The sequence below is a fragment of the Pseudomonas cannabina genome (genome assembly GCF_900100365.1).
In the GTDB taxonomy this organism is placed as follows: domain Bacteria; phylum Pseudomonadota; class Gammaproteobacteria; order Pseudomonadales; family Pseudomonadaceae; genus Aquipseudomonas; species Aquipseudomonas cannabina.
Window position 1 is genome coordinate 5,586,417 of record NZ_FNKU01000001.1, and the last position, 17,218, is coordinate 5,603,634.

At 53.2% G+C, this 17,218-nt stretch carries 13 protein-coding genes and 2 pseudogenes; 1 reads left to right on the forward strand and 14 read right to left on the reverse strand.

Annotated elements, in window-relative coordinates:
- Positions 1 to 122 precede the first annotated feature (122 nt).
- The 3 genes from BLT55_RS26175 to BLT55_RS34435 form a co-directional block, all read right to left on the reverse strand.
- The gene (locus BLT55_RS26175; RefSeq protein WP_019335108.1) at positions 123 to 1,562 is read right to left on the reverse strand and encodes a site-specific integrase; all 1,440 of its coding nucleotides are present in this window, start codon (positions 1,560 to 1,562) and stop codon (positions 123 to 125) included.
- A complete protein-coding gene (gene mobH / locus BLT55_RS26180) occupies positions 1,559 to 3,490 on the reverse strand; it encodes a MobH family relaxase (protein WP_074801153.1) in 1,932 nt (643 codons plus the stop codon). The genes BLT55_RS26175 and mobH overlap by 4 nt, the downstream gene beginning before the upstream one ends.
- 265 nt (positions 3,491 to 3,755) lie before the next feature.
- The gene (locus BLT55_RS34435) at positions 3,756 to 3,887 is read right to left on the reverse strand and encodes a hypothetical protein (RefSeq protein ID WP_259641183.1); all 132 of its coding nucleotides are present in this window, start codon (positions 3,885 to 3,887) and stop codon (positions 3,756 to 3,758) included.
- 213 nt (positions 3,888 to 4,100) lie between these two features.
- Between BLT55_RS34435 and BLT55_RS26185 the strand changes: the two genes are divergently transcribed.
- Positions 4,101 to 4,511, forward strand: a complete 411-nt coding sequence (locus tag BLT55_RS26185) for a DUF3742 family protein (RefSeq protein ID WP_044322497.1) — start codon at positions 4,101 to 4,103, stop codon at positions 4,509 to 4,511.
- Positions 4,512 to 4,567: 56 nt separating this feature from the next.
- Here BLT55_RS26185 and BLT55_RS26190 read toward each other — a convergent pair whose 3' ends face one another.
- The 11 genes and pseudogenes from BLT55_RS26190 to xopAG all read right to left on the reverse strand — a co-directional run bounded on the left by BLT55_RS26190 (position 4,568) and on the right by xopAG (position 17,081).
- Positions 4,568 to 6,109 carry a conjugal transfer protein TraG N-terminal domain-containing protein gene (locus BLT55_RS26190; protein WP_055002143.1) on the reverse strand — a complete coding sequence of 514 codons (1,542 nt, stop codon included), beginning with the start codon at positions 6,107 to 6,109 and terminating at the stop codon, positions 4,568 to 4,570.
- Positions 6,106 to 6,474 (reverse strand): hypothetical protein, encoded by a 369-nt coding sequence (locus tag BLT55_RS26195; protein WP_055002144.1) that lies wholly within the window; start codon positions 6,472 to 6,474, stop codon positions 6,106 to 6,108. Before BLT55_RS26195 ends, BLT55_RS26190 begins: the two co-directional genes overlap by 4 nt.
- Positions 6,475 to 6,476: 2 nt before the next feature.
- Positions 6,477 to 7,847: an integrating conjugative element protein gene (locus BLT55_RS26200; protein ID WP_074801156.1), complete on the reverse strand. Its 1,371-nt coding sequence runs from the start codon at positions 7,845 to 7,847 to the stop codon at positions 6,477 to 6,479.
- A 20-nt stretch (positions 7,848 to 7,867) separates the two neighbouring features.
- Complete coding sequence (locus tag BLT55_RS26205) at positions 7,868 to 8,803, reverse strand: TIGR03756 family integrating conjugative element protein (protein WP_055001601.1); 936 nt, start codon at positions 8,801 to 8,803, stop codon at positions 7,868 to 7,870.
- Entirely contained in the window at positions 8,803 to 9,264 is a 462-nt protein-coding gene (locus BLT55_RS26210) for a TIGR03757 family integrating conjugative element protein (RefSeq protein WP_055001602.1), read from the reverse strand. The genes BLT55_RS26205 and BLT55_RS26210 overlap by 1 nt, the downstream gene beginning before the upstream one ends.
- 498 nt (positions 9,265 to 9,762) lie before the next feature.
- Positions 9,763 to 10,251 carry a YagU family protein gene (locus tag BLT55_RS26220; RefSeq protein WP_011167681.1) on the reverse strand — a complete coding sequence of 163 codons (489 nt, stop codon included), beginning with the start codon at positions 10,249 to 10,251 and terminating at the stop codon, positions 9,763 to 9,765.
- A gap of 244 nt (positions 10,252 to 10,495) precedes the next feature.
- Positions 10,496 to 10,807 (reverse strand): annotated as a pseudogene (locus BLT55_RS31225) (peptidoglycan-binding domain-containing protein); the annotation flags it as partial.
- A 91-nt stretch (positions 10,808 to 10,898) separates the two neighbouring features.
- Positions 10,899 to 11,840: pseudogene (locus BLT55_RS26230) on the reverse strand (lytic murein transglycosylase).
- A 911-nt stretch (positions 11,841 to 12,751) separates the two neighbouring features.
- Positions 12,752 to 13,855 carry an IS5-like element ISPsy19 family transposase gene (locus BLT55_RS26240; RefSeq protein WP_074800621.1) on the reverse strand — a complete coding sequence of 368 codons (1,104 nt, stop codon included), beginning with the start codon at positions 13,853 to 13,855 and terminating at the stop codon, positions 12,752 to 12,754.
- Between the two features lie 180 nt (positions 13,856 to 14,035).
- Positions 14,036 to 15,139 carry an IS5-like element ISPsy19 family transposase gene (locus tag BLT55_RS26245; protein WP_074800621.1) on the reverse strand — a complete coding sequence of 368 codons (1,104 nt, stop codon included), beginning with the start codon at positions 15,137 to 15,139 and terminating at the stop codon, positions 14,036 to 14,038.
- 394 nt (positions 15,140 to 15,533) lie between these two features.
- Complete coding sequence (gene xopAG / locus BLT55_RS26250) at positions 15,534 to 17,081, reverse strand: XopAG/AvrGf1 family type III secretion system effector (protein ID WP_004663652.1); 1,548 nt, start codon at positions 17,079 to 17,081, stop codon at positions 15,534 to 15,536.
- Positions 17,082 to 17,218 lie beyond the last annotated feature (137 nt).

Sequence of the window (17,218 nt, forward strand, 5' to 3'; positions counted from 1 at the left end):
TGTGCTGGCGTAGGCCCGCCTGAAGCAGTCATTAGGCCTCATAACTAAATAATCTGCAGTGCGAAGCATCTGCTGATAATGGCAGATTGAGTATTTTTACAACTGTCTCTATGGCAGCTGGATCACCATGACCTGCCTATCCTTCCGGTCATTTCCAGCATTTCAGGGCGTAGATGCCGAGCATCCTGGCTTGGTACAGGTCTGTCCTCAATCACTGGTTCAGTACCAGTTCCTCCGCCGGCAATGTTGTGTTGTACCCACTTGGTGAGTTCGCCCAAGCTTCTCAACAGATCTTCCGGGCTGGAGCAGCCTAACGGTAGTTGCCTAACAGCAGGGTCGCCTTCATTCAAGGGGGACGGTATGTACTCGTGACTTCCTGACGTGATATCTGGTGCAGCCTGTATTGTCGTACCCGAGTGCGAATTCAAAGGGGCACTTTGTTTTTTGCGCTTTAACTGCACGGTCTGGGCGGGCGTTTTGCCCAAGACGTGCCCCGATGCTCTGTCGGCAACTGCTGTCCTTTCGTGTATCGACGATCCCGAAGTCAAGTCCCTCACTGGAGCAGCTACAGAGTAATGTTTTTCAGCTCGCTGCGCCGCATCTGCTTTTGCCAGGTAGCTGATCTTGGCCGGTCGCTTGCCTCGCTCATTCATCACCGCTCGCATCATCTCGTAGTCAGGCTCTATGTAATCCATCGTCGTTGCGATATTCGAGTGGTTCAGCAGTTTCTTGGTCAAATAGATATTGCGCTCTGGCAGCGTCATCAGCTCGCTGGCGATCGTGTGACGAAACCGGTGAGGAGTCATGCGTACCCCGGTCATCGCGGTGAGCTTTTTGTACATAGCCTCCACCTGATTAGAGTTCATCTCTTGACGACGGTAGTGACCAGAAAATCTGTTTACGTTGAACAGTTGGTCTTCGGGCTGAAAACCCACTGCTTTAGCAGCGTTCATGATGGTTTCCAACTGTGCCATGAGCCCATCCGGGATCGGAATCAGGAACTCACGGTGAGTTTTCTCTGTTTCACCTCTGACTCGGATCAGCCGGTCGCCCAGGTACACATCCGCATAACGCAGGCACAGCAGCGCGTTGAGCCTTAGCCCCGTGTAGTAGAAGGTTTCGAACACGGTGAGCCAGAACCAGGCCGGAGTAATTTCTGTCCGTTTTCCAGTGGCACGTTCTTCTGCTGCCAACACCTTGAGCCAGTTACGAGCGCGGACGCTAGCGTCGTTAGCAACTGTCTTTTTTGGGCGCTTGGGTGGCACCACACTCGTGTTTTTAAATGGGTTAGCAACCATGTCTACCAGACCGTGTTCGATTGCGTAGCCGTAGATGGTGCGCAAATGGCTGGAGTACGTATTCCAACTGCGCTTTGAGATTCTCTCCAGTTCGGATCTGCGCCAGTCGAGCATGTCCCGGTGCGTCGTCTCGCTTGCCAGACGGTCACCGAAGAATCTGACATAGGACTTTGTGGCAGCCCAGTAGATCTTGACCGTGTCCGGCCGTAAATCATGGGTGAGAATGTATTCCTGGGTCAGCTCAGGCAGTGTCATTGTGTTCATTCAGATGCTTCCTTATCTGCCAAGTCCGCCAAACTGACCACAGGGTTGTCGTAGGGCACTTCACTGAAGACGTCGGTGGGCTCTAGGAGCAGATAGCCCCGCAGTTGCTTGCTTTTGCGCGGTCCTTTGACCATGCATGTCCAAATGTTCAGGCCGGCGGGCGTCTTCCGATGTTTTTTCAGCTTCTCAAAAGATCGCTGGACCAATTGCCAGGCTTCGAGACCGCGCTCTTTCGCCTCGTGCTCAATCGCCGGATGCTCAAGCGCGTAACGTTTGAAGATATCCGGACTGACCAGAAACGCCGTGCTGTCCACGGTATGTACACGCGCTTTGGCGTCATTGATGATGATCCGGTGAGAGATCACACCGCCTTTCAGCCAGGTGAAGAAGTTGGTGCCATGATTCGGGGCCGAGTCAGTCGAGTTCTTGGCAGTGTCTGTTGCTGGAGTTGTCTCAAAAACGGGGATGTCAGCCTCAGCCTGCTTGGGCTGACTAAGCCGTGCAGGTGGTTTGGTTGGAGGAGAAAAGGGGATCTGATCGTCGTCAGTGCTCTCCGGGCTACTTTGCACTGGTGCAGTTGGAGCAGCAGGTACTGGATCGGGAAATAGATCGAGCAGCTCATCCAGCGCATCAAAATCTTTTACTGGTGCCGGTGCTTGTTTCTGAGAGGATTGCTGAGCCGTCTGATTGACCGCGGCAGGTATCTTCTTGTTGTTACCTACCGATAGTGGTTCGGCGGCTCCCACAAGCGCTTGCTCGACTTCTTCCGCCGGTCCTGCGGCTTCCACCGTAAGGGTGCCGGTATACGCCTCTGGTCTTTCGGTAGCGTTCGGCCAGATCAATGCCGGCGCTATCTTCAACACCGTGAACGTGTTCTTCCAGCCTCGACCATTGTCGATGCTGGCCTTCCAAATGGCTTTTCCCTCTCCATTAGGCTGAATGATTGCCTGATCCTGGAGCAGATTGAACATGGGGGCATTGGATGTCGGAATGTGCTCAATGCCCTGTGACAGCAGATGAGCCCTGAGCTGGTCTACCGCAGGCTTGCTGACAAGCCACAAGCCGTCCTGCGTCAGCCAGCCGTCTGAAGGACCATCGGGCTGGTTCAGCTTGAATTTCTCAGAGATGAGCATCCTCAAGCCTTCGGCCAGCTGCCGCTGAATGGATTGTTTAGGCGCTGACATTGCCCGACCCGGATTGCCGCCGAGCTCTTGCGCCACCGATGCCTGATCCGCCTGTGAGACAATTTCTCCCAGGATGTCGGCATGCTCATATTGCCCTGCGAACGCGAACACCAGTTGGGTCCAGAGCTCGGGAAACCCGCTGAGCCAGTCCAGTGCCTTCGCCGGAATGACATTCGCGTAGATCAGCGACGAAGCAGCTCCATGCAACCGGTAGTCCCGACCTTTCACGTACTTGAATCGGTATGGCTGATCCAGTGGCCCATGCCATGGATGCCAAGTCGTGCCGTCTGCCAGTTCCACCTTGACGTCTACAGCAATCTTGCCCAGGTCATGGACGAGCGCACCATAAGCCGATGCTGCAGACCACGCTTCGGACTGGGCAGCCTGTGACTCGGGCGGAGCTCCGATTGGCAGCAGATACATTTGCCGAATCTTCAGTGCGTAGGCGACGATTTCAAGACCGTGATCCAGCATGCCACCATGATAGGCATGGTGATGATTCTCCGAGGCAGGGAGATGCTGCACCAAGGCTGCGTAGCTCTTGAATGCCTGCACGTATAGCGTATCGAACTGCGCGCGGGGCAGGGACGTTCTCTGCCATATGTTTTCAATGAGCTGACGCCGTCGGGGAGTAGACAGTAACGTGTCGGAAGACTCGGGTTTGATAAACCCTGCAGCAGCATTAGAGGGCGTGGTTGGCGATGTTTTTCTTCGCTGAAAGAAACTAAGCATTGAGGCACCCATGATGAAGTCATGGTGGGCCTTTTGCTCTAAAGGGCTCAGCGTGACAAGTCGAAACCCATATCCATCCTGGAAAGGTTATTACATGAGCCGCCACCTGAATGGTTGGGATCCAAACAGTGTCAGCGAACCGATGTTGCCATGCTTGCCGAAGAAAATGTAGTCTCCAACTGCTTGTTTAGGTTAGTTTTTTTGTAAATCCAATTTTCATGGAGGACCGCCTTTCGAACCCTTTCGGCGTCCATTTCCGGCGGAATCGCCGGCCTTTTCAGGTAAGGCACTTACCCTTATTCCCCATTCCATTCAAACCCTTCGCTTTGCCCTTTTGCTTCAGCCCATTTTCCCCTTTGGTGCCGACAATCCGGTGCAGGCAAAGATTGAAATCCAGTGAAAGGTCCATGGCAGCGCTTCATGTCTCCAGGTGAAGCGCACGATGGCTGGGACAGCTTTTCAGTCGAAGCACTGTCGACTCGGGCCTCTCAACGGTCGGTATCTGTTGCGCAACTGCTCGTCGAGGGCTTGATTTTCAAGGGGGATTGAGCTGAAGATACCCACTAATGGGTTATCAATTGATATCAATACGACATGCTCTAATCGACCGGCGAGGTGACACATGACCCCAGATGCCAATACGGATTTAAGCGGTGCAGCGCGTTTTGGTCACGTGCTCGGTCGTGGTCTGCGTCGAATACTCAATGTTGAGCGCGCGTTCTGGTTGTTGCTCAGCCGAGCTGGCGTGCCTGGCCTGATCGTGACATCAGTTAAGTGGGCTGCCCGTGTGGCAGTGATCGGCACGTGTGCATTCTTCGCCGCTTGGGGGCTGTTGTACGTACTGTCCTTCACTGTCCTTTTGGCTATTGGGCTCGGTATCGTGAATAGCTCTTCTGTTGAAAATGGTCTATACACACCGCAACTGGATATCTTCGGTGACGCTTTGGAAGATGAACACATCAGTGGCGATTCAGGGTGGATGACTGGTAATCAAGGCTATGGCTATTACCAAAATGGTTTGAAACAGTCGTAAGGGTATTGGTTTATGGGTGCCGAGATGCATTTGTCTCGGCACCTGCAGTGTATAGCCTATTTTTTCATGTTTCCTTTTACCTCTGACATGATTATATTTGCGCCTCCTCCCGCTGATTTGGCATCTCTCGTACCGTCAGTCAATCCTTGCATTAAACCGCCAATCGTTGCGCCGCCCCATCCCAAGGCGAGCACCCAGAAACTTGGTAGCACAATGAACATCGCGCCAATTACGAAGTCTAGCAGCAAGTCTCCTTGAGCATTGCTGGCTCCAAACACGGGGTCAAAATTGGAGTGGGGAACATTGCTTCCTATCCCGTTACCGTAAAGTGCATCTAAAATCGTGCTGTCGACCCAGCGTGCCAGTTGGAACCAGAAGTCGACAAAGATCAATGCGAACGCAGCAAAAGTGATCGTCATAACGACCTTCAGATCAAACATTCCTACGACTAGCACAAACGGGATGCAGATGATCAGGGCCATCTTTAGGAAGGCCATTGCCATTGGTGCAGCCTGCCGAACGCTGTCCATGGCGGGGTACATCATGAGAGCCCCAGCAGCCTGACCGACGGTAGCAGTCAAGCGCGTCACATCGTTAGCCACTGAGCCACCCACTTGGCCGCCGTAGTCGGTATACACCTGTCCCTGCGTCAGTTTCTGTTTCCTTGGGGAGACCAGATCGCGAATGACCGAGTCGTTCACCTCATTCGGGGTCATGAATTTTGCCCACTGAGCGAGCTTGCTCAGCAGATCTGGACTGACCTGTTCCAGCAGTCTGGCTCTTAGGCCGATGCTTGCGGCCGACCACCATTGAGTGCACGTAGGAAATCCCCCACCACCAGTTGTTTGTGGCAGGCCCGCATCTCTTGTTGCGTCGTAGGGCCATCTGGTCCGAGGACTGTGTGACCTGAACCCAGAGAAACCATCATCATAATAGCCTGGCGTCTGCAGGAAGAACCGCGAGCCGATCCAGTTGACGTCGTTCAATTGCTCTTTGGTGAGCGTTGGTTGAGTCATGAATAGTCGCGACCGTGCCAGTGCGTAGCAGTCGTTGGTAAAGTCGGCGACTTCCTGTGCCAGTAGTGGGTCGTTGATACGCGCTCTATTCACATCCATTCGAACTTGTTGCAGGTCTACACCACAAGGGATCGCCGCGATGGAGGCTGCGGTTGCGGCTTTTGACATCGCATGCACGAATAGCCACCACACAGGAACAACGGCGCTTTTTCCATTCAACGTACTGAATGAGGTATTCCAACCCGTATCGGTCGGGTTGGGTACCGAATACTGACACTGCTCCGAGCGGCTTCGATCAAACTGCAACGTGTCGATGCTGACCGTCACCAGAGGCATGCAGCAAAAAATGATGACCAGAATCGCGGTGTAGAAGCGGTTCTCGACTCGGGCCAGTGAGAGCACCCCTTTGTTGCCTTCGTCGGCCCCCTCGGCACGTGCCTTGAGCCATTCGCTGATGATGATGGCGGCAAACGGCGCGGCCACCAAGCCGCTGTCCTCAATCATGTTCCAGACGCCGCTGTTGATGATCCAGCCGACCAGCGTGAGGTAGTATTCCAGATAATCATTGGTGTGTAACATCATAGTGTACTGACTCCCTCGAGTAGGCCGGCACGCCGTAGCTCCATCAATGCAATCAACAGCAGGGCGATCACCTCACATCGCATTAGACCTGCGGGAATATCGGAGGATGCCTGTTGAACCAGTTGCTTCCTGATCTTGAGCCATCCGAAGGCCAGCGTTGCGTAGACCAACAGCCGCCAGGCCAGCATGTACCCGTAGTGCGTCCTCTGCCATTCGCTGAATTGCTCCAGATCCCCAAACACCTTGTCGACGAACGTCAGAAACGTCACGACCAGTAGCGCCATCAGTAATGACATCAATAGAAAAATCAGCGCAGCTTTACCCGCTTTTCTCCATCGTCCAGTTTTTGTTGTGGTTGACGTCATCGTCAGTCCTCCTTCTTGGGGCTTTGCAATTGGTCAAGACGATCAGGCGTCGGGTCGCCTTGGAAGATGCCTTTTGAACCGTCCCTCCTGATTTGAGCCCGTTGCAGAATGGCGGTCGGAGAGTTGCTGGCCAGATTGCGCCGCATGTCCAGCTCGGTCTTCAGGTTGTCAATTTCCTGTTGCAGGTTGTTGTTCTGCTGACTGACCGCCTGCTGGGCCACATCATTGGCGGCGATGTTCGGTTCCTTGCTCCCGGTAAACATCGTGCGTTGAAGCAGCAACGCTTTACCCAGCACATCCGATAAAGCGAGCTCTGAAGCAAGGCGTTTGGCCAATATGTCCTGGTCGTGTTCGGAGCGCAGGGCCTCGACCACGCCGCGCGTCACAGGCAGAGAGCTACTGCTGGCTTGCGACAGGTTCTCCTGCGTGAGGGATTTGTTGCCTGAAATGAGCTCCTGCAGCGCCTTGAGTTTTGAGTCGTAGGACTCTTGAATGAGGGGCGTGAGCCCAACGCCAGCAGTAGAGGTGGTTTTGGTGCAACCCTCACACGTGCGTTGTTGCTGCTCTCCCAGAACACGGTTGGCGAATGTGGTTGCTTCCTGCGGCGAAGACCAAGTGGAGCACACCATGCCGTTGTTGCAGCTCGATGGGCTGATAGAGGCTGTATCAGCGGCATTACGTCCATTCAGCAGGTTGTATCCTGCCCGCGTGACATCGCCTACGACCTTGATCGGCTGTTGGCTCGATCCGCCGGCCTTGCTTCCACCCACCCAGGTGATACCGTCATTCCCACCTTGCTTTTCGACCTGAGCAACGGCTGAGACCGCGTCTGTGTTTCCGGTTTTCACTGCCTGACTCATGGCCTGGCCTTCGGCGATCTTGTCCCAGCCCATTTGTCCGCCCGCGACATCGAGCATCTTGTCCGCTATGGCGCGGCACGTGCCTTTGGAGCGGTCGAAATCAAGACGGCCTTGCAGGATGCCGTTGGTGAGCAGGTTGTAAAGCGCTGGATTGGCGCGCTGGATAATCAGCCCTGGCAATGAGGCCACTGCGCTGGTGGCGTTGTAGATCATCGAGCCCATGATCGTCTGAAAGCCGGAAGTGGCACCGTTCAACTGATTCTCCAGTGTATTGTTCAGGCTCATGTTTCCGCAGACCAGGTTGCTGTTCCAGCCACCGCCAATGCTGATGCTGTCCATGTTCCCGGCGCTTCCCATGGTCACGGCGTTGCCGCCACCGACGCTGTACAACACATCGTCACCGATGACGCTGCCGGACGAGCTGGCACTGATCCCTGGCGTCTCGGCAAGGGCGCTGTGGACCGTTAGGGCGCTCATAAATGTGATAGTCAACATGGCGGCGGCGCGGCGCATGATTGAAGTCCTCTTGATCATCATTGAAAGTCCGTACTGCCAAGAAAGGTTTGTCCTTGCCGCTTGCAGCAGGAATAGGGTCGCCATAGCGCCCAGGCGTATGAACCGTCTGTGGCTTGCATGCCCGGGCCAAAGTTAGGAAATACAGCGCAGCTCGGACTGAGAGCAGGAGTGAGCTCTTGCCACTTACCCGTGGCAGCAACGCCCTCAATCAGTTCTCCTGCAGGCCAATAACCTGGCATCGGTAGTGCGCGTAGAGGTAGGTAGACATGGACTTGTCCAATTCTGGTGACCACATCGCCGGCACGTTGAGCAATGACCGCAGCTGCCTTGTAATCGTCGGCTTGATGGATAAAGCCGCTGCGGGGGTAGACGCTTCCCCACATGTCTCCAGAGAAAAGGCCGCCCACTTCTCTGCGGCCAGGGATGAGCGCCTCCGGGTACACCGATTCAGGAACGCCGTGGCGCCAGGCAACCGTATCCAGTGTGCTCAAGAGGTAAGGCATGTATGGAGTAGCAGCACCTGGGCAGGCGTAGCCAGAAGCACTCGCAAACTGGCTGAACGTTGCTCCTCCTGGATGTCCGATAACGTCAGCATTTTTGAATTTAGCCAGGCTGTCTTCGTTGTTGTGATTGGTGGTCCCGTCGCCGCCATCCTGGGCGAATGAAGTTGATGAGCTCAACGAAGAGACCTCCATCCACGGGTTTTCACCGGTATTCGAGTAGCTTGATACCACGGCGTCTGGAACGAAGTGACGAACCTTGGTCGATGTCTTCACCTTGCAGCCAAACGGGGTGCAAAGCAGCCAGTAGCAGATTCCGACCACCTTGTATTCCAGGCAGTCGGGCGACAGGGTTGAGGCGGCGAGGGTGGCCGATGTCACTGTAGCGGCGGCTGGCCAGGTTGAGATCGACAGCGCCAATGTCGCCCACGCCGAAGGCTTGCGTAGGTTCATCACGGTATATCTCCCTGGCCAGCTTCATCTTGATGGTGGGCAGCACGCCACTGGGCAATGCGATGTTCCGCCGCCAGGACATTGGTTTCGCCATACACAACAAACGTGCGGTCGACCACCACAGCAGGCACCTTCGTGACCCCGATGCTCCAGGCGTCTACGAGGTTTTGTTGAGCTAAGGCCAGGTCGCGTTGCAAGCGCTGCGCATCGGCGCTCTTGAGGCGCTGCTGCATGATGGTGATGGCTTGTTGCTGATTCGCTGGTAGCCCTTCCGAAAGCTTGGTCTCAAGCCGCTCTTGCTCGTCCAGGAGAATCAGCCGGACATGTGCCGATGTCTGAACGGGATGGTTACGGTCCGTAATGACCCACGTCTCCGCGTGTGCGAGGGTGATCTGGGCGGCCATGACCAAGCCCAGAAGGCTACGTTTGGATCTGAAGCAATAGGTTCTGGAGGGAAGCATGTGGCAGTACCTGCAGATGGTGTCAGGTACAGGAAACGCGATTGATGAAGAGCCGTCAGTAGGAAACCGTTATCGGGACGATTGGGGTTTGGTGGAGTCTGCTTGGATGGTGCGCCCGCCATAAAGCAGCAGGCGCGGTAGCATTTTCTTATAACGCCGCATAAACACTGGTGGTAGGCTTTCCCGGAGGCCTGCTGCTGACTCTCTTTGGAACGACAGCGAATTTCCGCCAATCCTGATAGAGAGTTCCACTACAGCCAAGATCCGTAGTGCAACATATCTTCGACGTGGTCAAATCAAACACCTCATAAGAGTGGCTTCGATGACAGGCCGCATGCCAGAGCGGACGTGCTGCTGCTTTGGCTCACTCACACAGCTGGCCTGCGCGTCACAGAGCTGGCCCAGCTTGAAACGTCGCTTTTACCGCCAAGCAATCAATCCCGGTCGAAAAACGCGATGGTCGCAGGTTGAGGCCATTCCGATTGCAGGTCGTTACAGCTAACCAGGGCCGGGCGACCAACGTTGCTGCAGATCGCGACGTATGACTTCGATCACCCATATCCATAGCAAGTGTCCAAAGGTTTCAGATGCCCATTCCGCTGGAGGAAGCTCCCAGAGCGGAGGAGCCCAGTGAAACATCGGTAAAAGTACCCCGTGAAAAGCCAGGGTGACAAGCATGCCAAAGCCAAAACCTTGCCAAACGGCAATACGCGGATACCTAAGCGCAGTCAGGCAATAGAAAATGGCGAAAAAAATGGAAAAGCTTTGGTGAATCAAGGCACTGCCATAATTCACCATGTGCTCGGAGTACACGTAGGTAAGCTGATTAGCGTTGATACCGAGCGAATCAAGCATCTCTAAAGGCGGGATTGGACGATCTGGTGTGCGAGGCGGAAATGGGATTTCCGTCCCCCACTTGACAAAGCTAGAAACGTTACCTCCAATTAAACCGGCCGCTGCCGCGACATAATATTCACGAGTTTTCAAGTCAACATCCTTTCCTTCGATAGACTAGGCTTGAGAGATCCAGATCCGCGCCCAGAGCGTTTCCTCAAAATAGAAGTACCCGACGGCTATTCGTATCACTATGATTTTAATAGGTAAATTATAAATATCGAAGCGATCTTATTCTGGGGCTGCACACGATCATACAAACTTTCTGGGGGGTGTAACCCGGCGACCCCCCCCCCCAAAAAAAATATAGCGAGCTAAACCTATGAAGTGAGTACACCTATCGGCGCAGACTCTCCAGTAGTACAGTGCTAGCGTAACCGTCGGGTGGCAAATGCTGATCCTTCTGGTAAGCCCGGATGGCCGCCCGGGTCATCGCCCCTATCACACCGTCAGCAGTACCCAGGGAGTAGCCCTTAGCAGTCAGCAGTTTCTGCAAATCGGTTACCTGCGCAATGCTGCCCAAGGGAGGATTATCAGTCGGCCACGGGTGAGACACGCCGGTCCCGCCAGCATAACTGTCGGCTAGTAGCCCGATCGTTAGCGCATAGGCAATGGAGTTGTTATAGCGCAGAATGCTACGGAAATTACTTAGGGAGACGCTGATTTATTCTAAAACCCAGCTGTTGCCCCCAGATAAATCAAGGCCTCCAGAGCGTTGCAGGGACGAAAAATCGAATAAATCAGCGCCTCCTTAGGACCATAAATGCTGGCCCGCGATAACCAGCAGGCAGCAAGACCGATGCTTGCTCCTGTGCGAGCTCGCCCGGAATCGCGTGCGTCGTTCCCATCACCCCGAGCCGTTGCCATTCTGCAACGGGTTTCTTGATCGACATGTCAGCCTGAGCGTAATCGAAATTCTCGGGCAACTGCACCTCCTGTCCCCAAGAGATGCGCGAGTTTCAAGCACTGCGTTTTAAATAAGAGGCAGTGGAGGCCAGCGCATCGGCACGGGAACTCCAAACGTCGCGCCGATTGTCGTGGTTAAAATCAACTGCATAGTCAAGATAGGTCGTCGGGATAAATTGCGTCTGCCCCATCGCGCCAGCCCACGAGCCAATCAATTGCGCGCGAGCAATGTCTTTGTTTTGCAGGATATGAAGGGCGGCCATCAACTGTGTAGCCCCGTAATTCATCCGCCGGCCCTTGTAAGCAAGCGTGGCCAAGGAACGAATCACATCGCGACTACCAATATCCTTCCCGTAGCCGCTCTCAATACACCAGATGGCCGCGATAATCTTCGCATTCACACCGTAATGACGCTCTACCTCGTTCAAAACTGGCTCTTTTTGCAGAAGCTCCTGCCCTTGCTGGGTATTCTTCGGAGTCAGACGCTCAGACAAGTAATCCCAGATGGCCGTCGTGAACTCTGGTTGCGCCGTGTCCAACTGGTGCACAGTTGGGTCAAGCGTGATGTTTTGGAAGGCAAGATCGAGTGTGGCTGTGTCGATGCCCTTAGTAGTTGCATTGCTGCGGAAAGTAGCCAGCCATTGCTGAAAATCCGCCTCTGACGTGCTCTCGTTCTGCACGCCGGGAGTCATGTCTGTGGCGAAGCAAGCTGGCGCGGCTGATGCACATGCAAGCATAATGACTACCAGCGATGGAGTTATAACCCTGGAACGCATAGCTTTTACTCTCCTGTAAAGATTCCAATACGGTGCTTGTGAAGTGAAAGTGGCCTATGTGGTGCTTCTAATTTGGCGAGGTGTCGAGGTATTCTGCGCCAGCCTTATCAATGAAGAAGTGTGGACATTCCTGATTTGCATAATCTACATATCCTGTGTGCTGGGCCATTTGTTCATGTTGCGGGGCTATGCGTGGTCATCACTAAGCGTGAGGTTCCATCGGAAATTTCTATCAGCAATGCAAGTCCTGCACTATCACGCTATGTCGACAACGCGGAGCCCGCAGCATTCGGGGACAAACCTTACGGTCAGCACTTCCTGTAGGAAACAGGCCCTCTTACTCCTCTGTCTCCACTGCTTGGTAGTCACTCCGTCATGTCTGCCGGCTGAGCTGGTGACGGAGCATCTGTTTTTTCTAGGGAGGCGCTGATTTATTCGATTTTTCGTCCCTGCAACGCTCTGGAGGCCTTGATTTATCTGGGGGCAACAGCTGGGTTTTAGAATAAATCAGCGTCTCCCTAGCCGCCGTCTCAATCTCGATGTGTAGGATTTTGAATTCCTACACACGAACCTTTGCCGTCTTATCCTTCTTGCCGTTTGGTAAGTTCAAATCCCTGCGCATAAACAAGGTTGAACGTGTCTACCAAATTCATTATTTCTTGGTCAGGCAGGCTGGCGGGAACTGTCAGTACCGGTTCGCCACCCGCACCTCGCACTGTAGCAGTACGGGGACTCGACTTCCGATCAATCCGAATATCATTGGGGTTTACGAGGTAAAAAAATTGGTCATGTGCTTCTTCCGTGATTGCTGATAGAGTTTGAAAACTGAGTAGTTGACGCTGAGAGGAAGGTGATTTCTATTCAAATTCCGCACCGAAGATCCAGAAGCGTTTAAGAGGGTGTAGACAAAATCATGTAGTGAGTCGGCGCGCGAGTATTCGAGCCTCGGCCAACCAAACCCATGCCTCGCTTACCGCAAAAAGGCGATCATGATGCATGATCAGTCGCCGAGCTCTCTCATTCCAGGCATGAGTTCGCTCCACTACCCATCGCTTGGGCATGACCACAAATCCAGTCTGAACAGGCTCCACGGAAAATAGATCGCCTTGTTCAGAGTGCCATTGCCCTGTTCTTCTGTTATTCGGGCCACGGATCACTTGAACATCGATAGCGTGCAGTTGATGGGTGCGCTGTGCCCATTTTCCTGCGTACGCACTATCAACAAAAAGCGTGCTCAGTGACGGATATTTTTCCTTCGAGTACGCCACCGCATCATCCGCCGCGTCACGATCCTGCACGCTTGCAGCACTGATACTGACAGCCAGCAGCAGGCCCAATGTATCGACAATCAGACTTCGTTTACGCCCCTTCACTTTTTTGCCTGCGTCGTAGCCGCTGTCACCGCCTTGAGGAGAACTGCGGGTCGACTGTGAATCCAGGATCGCTGCTGACGGGCTGTCAGCGCGTTCTTCCCGCTCACGCCATTGAGCTCGCAAGCGATCATGCATTTGCTCGAACTTGCCTTGAGCGCTCCACCGGCGGAACGTTTTGTAGACATTGTCCCAATGAGGAAAATCGCGGGGTAGCATTCGCCATGAGCACCCCGTGCGTACGACATAGCAACAGGCTTCCAGCAACGTGCGCCGAGAGTGAAGCGGTGGCACTCCTCGTCCGCCCTGGCTTTCAAACAGGTCGGCGACCAGTGCCCACTCGGTATCTGTCAAGCAACTCGGATATAGCTGCTCCGGCAGTTGGCGGCGGTGGGTTTCATTGTAGCCATAGGCTTTATTAGGTTCAGGTGACTGAAAACTTCCCTTGGCCCGCTGCTTTACACGCGTAATCCCTGCCATTTTCAACGCTTTTGCAAAGGTGCCGGGATGCGCAGTGATACCGGTTTCGGCGAAGAATACGAGCGCCAATTCGGCTTGGCTGGAATAGGGCTGTGCATGAGCGAGTTTCACCAGCACGGGATAGTGCTCGGCGGCAATCGAGCGAGGACGTCCGGTTTTAGGCATGGCTTGAGGGCTATTCAGACAAGGGAGTGAAAGTTTAATTTATTTTGTCTACACCCTCTAAGGAGGCGCTGATTTATTCGATTTTTCGTCCCTGCAACGCTCTGGAGGCCTTGATTTATCTGGGGGCAACAGCTGGGTTTTAGAATAAATCAGCGTCTCCCTAAGAGGGTGTAGACAAAATCATGTAGTGAGTCGGCGCGCGAGTATTCGAGCCTCGGCCAACCAAACCCATGCCTCGCTTACCGCAAAAAGGCGATCATGATGCATGATCAGTCGCCGAGCTCTCTCATTCCAGGCATGAGTTCGCTCCACTACCCATCGCTTGGGCATGACCACAAATCCAGTCTGAACAGGCTCCACGGAAAATAGATCGCCTTGTTCAGAGTGCCATTGCCCTGTTCTTCTGTTATTCGGGCCACGGATCACTTGAACATCGATAGCGTGCAGTTGATGGGTGCGCTGTGCCCATTTTCCTGCGTACGCACTATCAACAAAAAGCGTGCTCAGTGACGGATATTTTTCCTTCGAGTACGCCACCGCATCATCCGCCGCGTCACGATCCTGCACGCTTGCAGCACTGATACTGACAGCCAGCAGCAGGCCCAATGTATCGACAATCAGACTTCGTTTACGCCCCTTCACTTTTTTGCCTGCGTCGTAGCCGCTGTCACCGCCTTGAGGAGAACTGCGGGTCGACTGTGAATCCAGGATCGCTGCTGACGGGCTGTCAGCGCGTTCTTCCCGCTCACGCCATTGAGCTCGCAAGCGATCATGCATTTGCTCGAACTTGCCTTGAGCGCTCCACCGGCGGAACGTTTTGTAGACATTGTCCCAATGAGGAAAATCGCGGGGTAGCATTCGCCATGAGCACCCCGTGCGTACGACATAGCAACAGGCTTCCAGCAACGTGCGCCGAGAGTGAAGCGGTGGCACTCCTCGTCCGCCCTGGCTTTCAAACAGGTCGGCGACCAGTGCCCACTCGGTATCTGTCAAGCAACTCGGATATAGCTGCTCCGGCAGTTGGCGGCGGTGGGTTTCATTGTAGCCATAGGCTTTATTAGGTTCAGGTGACTGAAAACTTCCCTTGGCCCGCTGCTTTACACGCGTAATCCCTGCCATTTTCAACGCTTTTGCAAAGGTGCCGGGATGCGCAGTGATACCGGTTTCGGCGAAGAATACGAGCGCCAATTCGGCTTGGCTGGAATAGGGCTGTGCATGAGCGAGTTTCACCAGCACGGGATAGTGCTCGGCGGCAATCGAGCGAGGACGTCCGGTTTTAGGCATGGCTTGAGGGCTATTCAGACAAGGGAGTGAAAGTTTAATTTATTTTGTCTACACCCTCTAAGGAGACGCTGATTTATTCTAAAACCCAGCTGTTGCCCCCAGATAAATCAAGGCCTCCAGAGCGTTGCAGGGACGAAAAATCGAATAAATCAGCGCCTCCCTAAGGAGACGCTGATTTATTCTAAAGCACAGCTGTTGCCCCCTGATAAATCAAGGCCTCCAGAGCGTTGCAGGGACGAAAAATCGAATAAATCAGCGTCTCCCTATGCACCTTCATTGGGCGATAAGAAATATCACGCAGCTATCGGGTGGGGGAGGGGCGAGGAGCAATGGAACAGAAAGTTAACTTAACCCCGACGCCCGTCCGCAAATACGCATGCTGCCTACAGAAACGTTACGAATCAGGCTTGTCAACCGAGCTACTGTATAGCTGCGATTGTACATTGATCGCCCTTCCGCCATAAAACTCCGTCGCTGCAGCCTTGCATGCGTCATTGTAAAAATCTTCAGCATCCTCCACTGTGTAGCCAGCTCCAACGAAACACCCGTGCGCAATTTCCCTAAGAGTGTGGCGTTCACTACTGGCGTTGTCGTAAATCGCATTAAGGCATCCTACTATGGCGATCACGTCTTTCTTGGAAAGTCTGTCCTCACCACTCAACAAACGTGCATGATTGATGTATGCCGATACGTTATATCCAGTAAATGAATCAGCCAGACCAGAAGAATCCTCAAAGCTGGAAACATCTTCATTCATCTTGAAATGGGCGATAGGGATGTATTTCATTTCACCCAGCTTTTTGGCTGTCAGATCACTTATTGCTTTTTCATCTTTCTTGTAAATCGACTTTTGCAAAAATATGTTAAGCTTGTTTAGTGTAGGTCCTGCAAGGCTAGTATTGCGCCGTGCAATTCCTTTTTCCATATCGGTTTGTGTAAACGGCCTAGTTGCGCCAAGCTTTTGATTTTCCTGAGAAGAAACTAGACCCTTTTTTTCAAGAAAGGGCATCAGTACTTTGTGAGCATCTCCCCAATTTTCTGAACTACAGTACAACGGCCTGAGTATCAGCAGAGCTTGACCTGCACGGAATTGGGCTTCAGGACTTAGGCCCTCACTTTTCTGTAGGAGCGGCTGCAATGCATCGACACAATTCCTTGGCGTCAATGCCCGCTCACTGTTGATTGCTCGGGCATGATGGTTCTCGCCTTTTTCAATAAAAGGATTAGAGACAGATCGTGATGCATAGCCGTAAGACCCTGTCTCTTGATTTGGAACGCCGGACAAAGAATACTTATTTTTGCAATCATAAGACGCGCCCTTGGTTATATCGAAATCTGGCGGAGTTTGGACAATACCGTGTTTTTTCAACAACTCAGGCTTGACACGCTCACCCATGATGCAAGAAATATTATTAGCTATGGAATCATGCGCTTCCTTGGTGTCGATTAAGTTCTTCATGTGCACTTTTGTAGCGGCGCGAAAATCCAACATCGTAACGAAAAGATTTTCCCCACACAATTTTGGCAATAATGAAGAACGCGTCGGCGCAACACCTCCAAAATTGGCACGATTATGGTAGGCATGATAATTAGCTTCTGCCTTTTTCTCTGCCTTCTGCAGGCGGGCGTCGCTGGTAAAGCCTTGTTTGCCGTCATTTAAGGAAGTGGTAGAAAGAAAAAAATCATTGACTGTTTTGTCGTAGAGGTAGGCGCTGCCCGCAAGATAAGCAGCGTACCTCATACTTCGGAGGTGTGATTGAGAGCCATTACTAGATTTGCCTTTCGAATCTCCCTCGTGTGTCCGTGCGGTTTGAGTTGCGCTCAGCGCAGCGGACTCATTATTTTTTGCTATTGTATTAGCCGCTTCTTTCGTAGACGAGGCATTAAAGGTATTCTGCACCAGTCTTGAGGCTGAGTAGAGATGACTGTTCCTTATTTGCATAATCTATATCTCCTAATGCTATGGGGCATTTGTTCATGTAACAAGACTATACGTGGTCATCACAAAGCATAGAGTTCCGCAGAAAATTTCTGTCCGGGGAATGGAAGGTTCAGCGCTTTCCAGTCGTTACGTTTGAT